At 60.9% G+C, this 7133-nt stretch carries 7 protein-coding genes; 5 read left to right on the top strand and 2 right to left on the bottom strand.

Annotated features, from left to right (window positions below):
• Window positions 1-32: 32 nt before the first annotated feature.
• Window positions 33-767, bottom strand: a complete 735-nt coding sequence (rph, locus tag PMI16_RS17105; protein ID WP_007881851.1) for a ribonuclease PH — start codon at window positions 765-767, stop codon at window positions 33-35.
• A gap of 286 nt (window positions 768-1053) precedes the next feature.
• On the opposite strand from rph, the gene PMI16_RS17100 reads away from it, so the two are divergent.
• From PMI16_RS17100 to PMI16_RS17085, 4 genes are all read left to right on the top strand, one after another.
• A complete protein-coding gene (locus tag PMI16_RS17100; protein WP_007881849.1) occupies window positions 1054-1959 on the top strand; it encodes a YicC/YloC family endoribonuclease in 906 nt (301 codons plus the stop codon).
• A gap of 62 nt (window positions 1960-2021) precedes the next feature.
• Window positions 2022-2663, top strand: coding sequence for a guanylate kinase (gmk, locus tag PMI16_RS17095; RefSeq protein ID WP_007881848.1), 642 nt, complete (start codon window positions 2022-2024; stop codon window positions 2661-2663).
• A 90-nt stretch (window positions 2664-2753) separates the two neighbouring features.
• Window positions 2754-2957, top strand: a complete 204-nt coding sequence (rpoZ, locus tag PMI16_RS17090) for a DNA-directed RNA polymerase subunit omega (RefSeq protein ID WP_007881846.1) — start codon at window positions 2754-2756, stop codon at window positions 2955-2957.
• A 37-nt stretch (window positions 2958-2994) separates the two neighbouring features.
• Complete coding sequence (locus PMI16_RS17085; RefSeq protein ID WP_034381046.1) at window positions 2995-5292, top strand: RelA/SpoT family protein; 2298 nt, start codon at window positions 2995-2997, stop codon at window positions 5290-5292.
• 88 nt (window positions 5293-5380) lie between these two features.
• Here PMI16_RS17085 and PMI16_RS17080 read toward each other — a convergent pair whose 3' ends face one another.
• The gene (locus PMI16_RS17080; RefSeq protein ID WP_007881836.1) at window positions 5381-6337 is read right to left on the bottom strand and encodes a LysR family transcriptional regulator; all 957 of its coding nucleotides are present in this window, start codon (window positions 6335-6337) and stop codon (window positions 5381-5383) included.
• A gap of 140 nt (window positions 6338-6477) precedes the next feature.
• Between PMI16_RS17080 and PMI16_RS17075 the strand changes: the two genes are divergently transcribed.
• Window positions 6478-7086 (top strand): FMN-dependent NADH-azoreductase, encoded by a 609-nt coding sequence (locus PMI16_RS17075; RefSeq protein ID WP_007881834.1) that lies wholly within the window; start codon window positions 6478-6480, stop codon window positions 7084-7086.
• Window positions 7087-7133 lie beyond the last annotated feature (47 nt).

Genomic DNA, 7133 nt, shown 5'->3' with positions numbered 1-7133 from the left:
TTGATTGTTAACAGGCCCTACATCGGCGCAGTTTACTTCGCCAGGCCCAAGGTTTCTTTCTGCCGGGAAAGCAACTCTTTGATGCCCTTGTCGGCAATATCCAGCAAGCTGTTCAGGGTCGTGCGATCGAACGCGGCGCCTTCCGCCGTGCCTTGCACCTCGACGAAATGGCCGGCATCGGTCATGACGACGTTCATGTCGGTGTCGCAGTCGGAGTCTTCCAGGTAGTCCAGATCCAGCACCGGCACGCCACGGTAGACGCCGACCGAAATGGCGGCGACGAAGCTCTTGACCGGGATGGCGCTGATCAGGCCCCGCCCCAGCAACACCGAGAACGCGTCGTAAGCAGCGACCATGGCGCCGGTAATGGCCGCCGTGCGGGTGCCGCCGTCCGCCTGCAGGACGTCGCAGTCGAGGTGCAGCGTGCGCTCGCCGAAGGCTTCCAGATCGAAGGCGGCACGCAAGGCGCGGCCGATCAGGCGCTGGATTTCCTGGGTGCGGCCGGATTGCTTGCCTTTGGCCGCTTCGCGGTCCATGCGGGTGTGGGTCGAGCGCGGCAGCATGCCGTATTCGGCGGTCATCCAGCCTTGCCCCTTGCCCTTCAGGAAACCCGGGACCTTTTCTTCGATGCTGGCCGTGCACAGCACGCGCGTGTCGCCGAACTCCACCAGCACCGAGCCTTCGGCGTGCTTGGTGTAATGGCGCGTCAGGCGGACGGTGCGCAAATCGGCAGTGGCGCGTCCGCTGGGACGTTGAAAGTCAGTCATGTGTTTCCTCTAGAAGTCGGTGGCGGAAGCCCTGACGTTTGTTTTCAGGACGATACCGGAGAACAGGTTTTGATGGCGCAGTGGCGCAGGACCGGCAAACTTTTTACAATGCGCTATCCAAACCCAAATACAATCACGCCTCATTGACGTGAAAAATTTCACCGGCATTGTCTTGATAAATTGCCGGTTTGTAAAGGAAGCGCTGCGGCGCTCCGTGCAAATCATCCCGGCCGCTCATGCAAACGGAAGCGGCCGACATCCGGAGAATCGATTGACCATTTATAGCATGACCGGCTACGCCGTCGCCAAACGCGAAACCGCCGCCGGTGCCATCACCGTTGAAATGAAGAGCGTGAACTCACGCTTCCTGGATCTGCAGTTCCGCGTCAACGACGACCTGCGCGCCGTCGAACCGGCGATGCGCGAAGCCATCATCAGCAAACTGGTGCGCGGCAAGGTCGAATGCCGCCTCAGCTTCGGCCGCAAGGCGGCGGAAGGCTCCAGCCAGGCCCTCAACCAGGCGCTGCTGGCGACGCTGGCCGATTTGCAAAGCCAGGTCCGCCAGCAATTCGCCGAGGCGGCGCCGCTGACCGTCAACGAGCTGCTGCGCTGGCCCGGCGTCATCGAAGAAGCCGAGATCGGCCAGGACACCCTGCAAGCGGACGTGCTGGCTACCCTGCAAGAGACCTTGACGGCCTTCATCGACAGCCGCGCGCGCGAAGGCGCTGCCTTGCAAGCGGTGCTGGAAACCCGCATCGACGCCATGGAAGCGATCGTCGCGCGCATCACGCCGCTGGTGCCGCAACTGGTGGCGCAGTTCCAGCAAAAAGCCACCGAGCGCATGCAGGAAGCGCTGGGACTGGCGACCAAAGATGGCAAGGATGGAGCAACAACGCCTTCACTGCCGCGTGACGAGGTGCTGGAGCGCATCCGCCAGGAAGTCACGCTGTACGGCATCCGCATCGACATCGCCGAAGAACTGGCGCGCCTGTCGGCGCATCTGGCCGAGACCCGTCATATCCTCAAGAAAGGCGGCCAGGTCGGCAAGCGCCTGGATTTCATGATGCAGGAGCTCAACCGCGAAGCCAATACGGTCGGCTCGAAAGCCGCCATGAAAGAACTGGCCGACGCGTCGATGGAATTGAAACTGCTGATCGACCAGATGCGCGAACAGGTGCAAAACCTGGAGTAAATGCTTAAATAAGCGCCTATATTTAATAAAAACATTCAATCAGAACGACGAGAGAGCATTCCATGCCCGCAAAAAATCCCACCTCCGGCAGCCTGTTCATGGTCGTAGCGCCTTCCGGCGCCGGCAAATCGACGCTGGTCAACGCGCTGCTCAAGCAAGAGCCGGAAATCAAGCTGTCGATCTCCTACACTACCCGTCCGCCGCGTCCGGGCGAGGAACACGGCCGCGAATACTATTTCACCACCGCCGACGACTTCCTGAAGCGCCAGGCGGAAGGCGAATTCCTGGAGTGGGCCGAAGTCCACGGCAACTATTACGGCACGTCGCGCCTGATGATCGCCGACCAGATCTCCAACGGCACCGACGTGCTGCTGGAAATCGACTGGCAAGGCGCGCAGCAGGTGAAGAAGCAGTTTTCGAACGCGATCGGGATTTTCATTTTGCCGCCCTCGATTGCGGCGCTGGAAGAACGTCTGAAAAAACGCGGACAGGACGAGCCGCACGTCATCACACGCCGCATCCTGGCGGCCGGCGGCGAAATCGCTCACTCTCCGGAGTTCGAATATGTTATTATTAATCAAGAGTTTGCAGTCGCTTTGTCGGAATTAACAGCAATTGTCAAAGCGGCCCGCTGCCGCTTCCCGCAACAAGCCGCGCGCAACACTTTCTTATTCACTCAGCTGGGCATCCATGCCAGTAGCTAGGCAGCAAGCAGTATTGCCGCCTCCGCGCTGGATCGGGCTTGATTTAAGCTGAACCAGAACCATGTAAGAACCAAGTAATCAGGAGTATTTATGGCCCGTATCACGATTGAAGATTGCCTCAAGCAGATCCCTAACCGCTTTCAGCTGACCCTGGCTGCGACTTATCGCGCACGCCAACTGCTGCAAGGTCACACGCCGAAAGTGGACGCCAAGGACAAGCCAACCGTGACGGCGCTGCGCGAAATCGCAGCCGGCAAGGTCGGTATCGAGATGCTGAAAAAAGTGCCTGCCTGAGTTTGACCCACGTCCATGCTGCCGATGACGCCAACGTATGAGCCTGACACCAACAGATTCAACCCTCGGTTCTCCGTTATCGGCATCTAGCAATACTGGCAACACCACCCGAGCGTCTTCCGGACGCTCGGCGTCGAAGCAAACGCAACATCCCCCGGCAACAAACCCTGCTCCCGCCTTGCACAGCGGCGTGGCGACGTTTACCCATCTGACGCACAAGCTCGAGGAATACCTCACGCCTTCCGAACTGAAGAAGGTCAAGGAAGCCTATCGCTTCTCGGACGAGATGCACCTCGGCCAGATGCGCAAGTCGGGCGAACCCTACATCTCGCACCCTCTCGCCGTCGCGGAAATCTGCGCCGACTGGAAGCTCGATGCGCAAGCCATGATGGCCGCCCTGCTGCACGACGTGATGGAAGACCAGGGCGTCAGGAAGGAAGAGCTGATCGAACGCTTCGGCGCGCAAGTTGCGTCGCTGGTCGACGGCTTGTCCAAGCTGGACAAGATCGAATTCCAGAGCCAGATCGAAGCGCAGGCGGAAAACTTCCGCAAGATGCTGCTGGCCATGGCGCGCGACGTGCGCGTGATCCTGGTCAAGCTGGCCGACCGCCTGCACAACATGCGCACGCTGGGTTCGATGCCGCCGGACAAGAAGCGCCGCATCTCCCGCGAGACCATGGAAGTGTATGTGCCGATCGCACACCGCCTCGGTCTCAACAATATTTACCGCGAGTTGCAGGAACTGTCGTTCTCGCATCTCTACCCGCTACGCCATCGCACGCTGCTCAAGGCAGTCAAGGCTGCGCGCGGCAATCGCCGCGAGGTCGTGACCAAGATCCTCGAATCCGTCACCAGCACGCTGATCGCCGCCGGCATCCCGGCCCAGGTCGACGGCCGCGAAAAGACGCTGTTCGGCATCTACCGCAAGATGCGCAACAAGCATCTGTCGTTCTCGCAGGTGCTGGACGTCTACGGCTTCCGCGTGGTGGTCGACAGTTTCGCCAATTGCTACGTCGCGCTGGGCACGCTGCATTCACTGTTCAAGCCGATGCCGGGCAAGTTCAAGGATTACATCGCGATCCCCAAACTCAACGGCTACCAGTCGCTGCACACCACGCTGATCGGCCCCTACGGCACGCCGGTGGAGTTCCAGATCCGCACCCAGGACATGCACCGCGTCGCCGAATCCGGCGTCGCCGCACACTGGCTGTACAAGGACGACGAAGGCAGCCTGACCGACCTGCAGCAGCGCACGCATGCCTGGCTGCAATCGCTGCTGGACATCCAGAAACAAACCGGCGACTCGGCCGAGTTCCTCGAACACGTCAAGGTCGACCTGTTCCCCGATTCCGTGTACGTCTTCACGCCGAAATCGAAGATCATCGCCCTGCCGCGCGGCGCCACGGCGCTGGACTTCGCCTACAGCATCCACACCGACATCGGCGACCAGACCACCTCGGTCGTGATCAATCACGAACCGGCGCCGCTGCGCACCGAACTGCACAACGGCGACATCGTCGAAATCATCACCTCGCCATCGTCGCGCCCGAGTCCGAACTGGCTCGGCTATGTGCGCACCGGCAAGGCCCGTTCGGCGATCCGCCATCGCCTGCGCACGGTCAACCTGGCCGAATCGCAAGCGCTGGGCAAGCGCCTGCTGACCAATGCGCTGAACACGCTCGGCCTGGAACCTGACTTGCCGTCGGCCATCATCGAACGCCTGCTCAACGAATCCAGCGCCAAGACCATCGATGAACTGTACGCCGACATCGGCATCGGCACGCGCATGGCGCCGCTGGTGGCGCGCCATATCATGGGCATGACCGATGGCGGCGGCGCGATCCCGCAACTCGACGTCGAAGGCCACGTCATGCCGAGCAAACCGGATCCGGTCGTCATCACCGGCAACGAAGGCTCGACCGTGCAACTTGCCGCCTGTTGCCTGCCCATCCCGGGCGACAAGCTGATCGGCCATCTGAAGCACGACCAGGCGTTGATCGTCCACGTCGAAGATTGCGAAACCGCCAAACGGCATATCGAAAAAGAACCCGACCGCTGGATTGAAGTCACCTGGGCCGGCGAGCTGAACCGTCGCTTCGAATGCCGCATCACCATCCTGGCGCATAACCAGAAAGGCACGCTGGCGCGCATCGCCGCCGAGATCGGCGAAGCCGATGCGCACATCGTCTCCGTCAGCATGGATGACGACGGCGATCCGGCGATGAAGCACCTGCGCTTCACCATTCAGGTGGAGGACCGCGTGCATCTGGCGCGCACCATGCGCGGCATCCGCAGCATCGACAGCGTGACCCGCATCCTGCGCGAACGCAGCTAAACGTCAGCGCAAGTTCCAAGGCGGTGCCGATGCGCGCGCCTTTTCATTTCTTCTGATCCGTCCTTTTGCCGGACTTCAGCCCTCGGCCCTATGCCGCTTCTTGCTCCTTCTGCGCCTCCGGCACGGCGAATTGCATCTCCCGGTGACTGCCGTCGCAGGCCCCGTGCCTGACCTTTTCCGCCACGAAATCGATCAGCGCGCTTACCGCCAGCGATAACTGCCGCCGGTTGGGATAGACCGCGTACAGACCGCTCAGATCGCGCTGATACTGCGGCAGGATGCTCACCAGGCTGCCGCGGCGCAAGTCTTCCGCCGCCACCATCACCGGCAGCAAGGCAATCCCCAGACCGGCGCGGGCAGCGCGCAACAAGCCCTGTGCCGTGTTGATGCACAGGCGCGGCACGACTCGTATGCTTTCAGCGCCTGACGGCCCTTCCAGACGCCACAAAGCGGCCTGCACGGTATTGGCGGCAGCCAGGCAATCGTGCTGCGCCAGCTCTTCCAGCGAGGCCGGCATGCCGTGCTTTTTCAGATACGCGGGACTGGCCAGCAAGCCGCGATAGCTTTCACCGAGTTTGCGGGCCACCAGGCTGGAGTCCGGCAACTGCCCGGCGCGAAACGCCAGGTCGATGCCTTCGGCAATCAGGTCGGCACGCTCGTCGCTGAGGACAAACTCCAGCTGCACCTTGGGATGGCGCTGCATGAATTCAGCCACCCACTCCATGGCGAAGTTGTCGAAAAAATCGGCCGGCGCGGCGACCCGCAGCACGCCGCCGGGCTCGCGATTGCCTTCGGACAGCGTGGCGCCGGCTTGCTGGATATCTTCAATCCCCGGCGCGCAACGATCGAAAAACTCGCGTCCGGCCGCCGTCATGTTCAATTGCCGCGTGGAGCGTTGCAGCAGACGCACTCCCAGACTCTCTTCCAGCAGTTGCAGACGACGGCTGATGGTATTCGACGGCATGCCGAGGCGGCGACCGGCGGCGGCAAAGCTGCCGGCACGCACGACATGGACAAAGACGGCGATATCGTTAAGGTCCAACATGATTCACCCGATAAATGGATTAGTGAAATCAAATTCTCCCATCTATTGATGTTATTGGAAAGTCTTTATATTCCATTCATCGCTACTTCCCTGCGACCCCGATTGATTATTCATCCAAGGCAACTTTCCAAGGAATCAACATGAGCACACTTCTTCACATCGACTCCAGCGCCCGTCTCAACGGCTCCATTACCCGCCAACTGAGCGCCGCCTATGTCGAACAATGGCAAGCCAAAAACCAGGGCGGCAAAGTCGTCCAGCGCGATCTGGCGACTTCCGACATCCCGCACATCAGCGAAGCGCTGCTGGGCGCCTATTTCACGCCTGCCGACCAACGCAGCGCCGAACAGCAATCGATCATCGCCTTGTCCGACAAGCTGGTTGACGAACTGCTGGCAGCCGACACGCTGGTCATCGGCATCCCGATGTACAACTTCGCGCCGCCATCGGCATTCAAGGCCTGGATCGACCATGTCTGCCGCGCCGGCCGCACCTTCAGCTACTCCGACAAGGGCCCGGTCGGCCTGGTCGCCGGCAAGCGCGCCATCGTGATCCTGAGCCGCGGCGGCGTCTATTCGGAAGGCCCTGCGCAAGCGCTGGACTTCCAGGGCACTTACATCCGCAGCGTGCTGAACTTCATCGGCATCACCGATGTTGAACTGGTGATCGCCGAAGGCGTCGCCATGGGCGAAGAAAAGAGCAAGCAAGCCATCGCGCAAGCGCAAGAACGGATCAGCGCCAACGTCTGATTTTCAGTCTCTGCAATAAAAAACCGGATCCACAAGATCCGGTTTTT

The sequence above is a fragment of the Herbaspirillum sp. CF444 genome, assembly GCF_000282135.1.
Classification (GTDB): domain Bacteria; phylum Pseudomonadota; class Gammaproteobacteria; order Burkholderiales; family Burkholderiaceae_D; genus Herbaspirillum.
Note: the sequence above shows the minus strand (reverse complement) of the source record. Positions and strands in the feature narration are given on the sequence as shown.

Bases quoted from the DNA above. Each gene is read 5' to 3' on its own strand.
- PMI16_RS17080 (WP_007881836.1), bottom strand. From the start codon at position 6,337: ATGTTGGACCTTAACGATATCGCCGTCTTTGTCCATGTCGTGCGTGCC.
- rpoZ (WP_007881846.1), top strand. From the start codon at position 2,754: ATGGCCCGTATCACGATTGAAGATTGCCTCAAGCAGATCCCTAACCGC.
- PMI16_RS17085 (WP_034381046.1), top strand. From the start codon at position 2,995: ATGAGCCTGACACCAACAGATTCAACCCTCGGTTCTCCGTTATCGGCA.
- gmk (WP_007881848.1), top strand. From the start codon at position 2,022: ATGCCCGCAAAAAATCCCACCTCCGGCAGCCTGTTCATGGTCGTAGCG.
- PMI16_RS17075 (WP_007881834.1), top strand. From the start codon at position 6,478: ATGAGCACACTTCTTCACATCGACTCCAGCGCCCGTCTCAACGGCTCC.
- rph (WP_007881851.1), bottom strand. From the start codon at position 767: ATGACTGACTTTCAACGTCCCAGCGGACGCGCCACTGCCGATTTGCGC.
- PMI16_RS17100 (WP_007881849.1), top strand. From the start codon at position 1,054: ATGACCGGCTACGCCGTCGCCAAACGCGAAACCGCCGCCGGTGCCATC.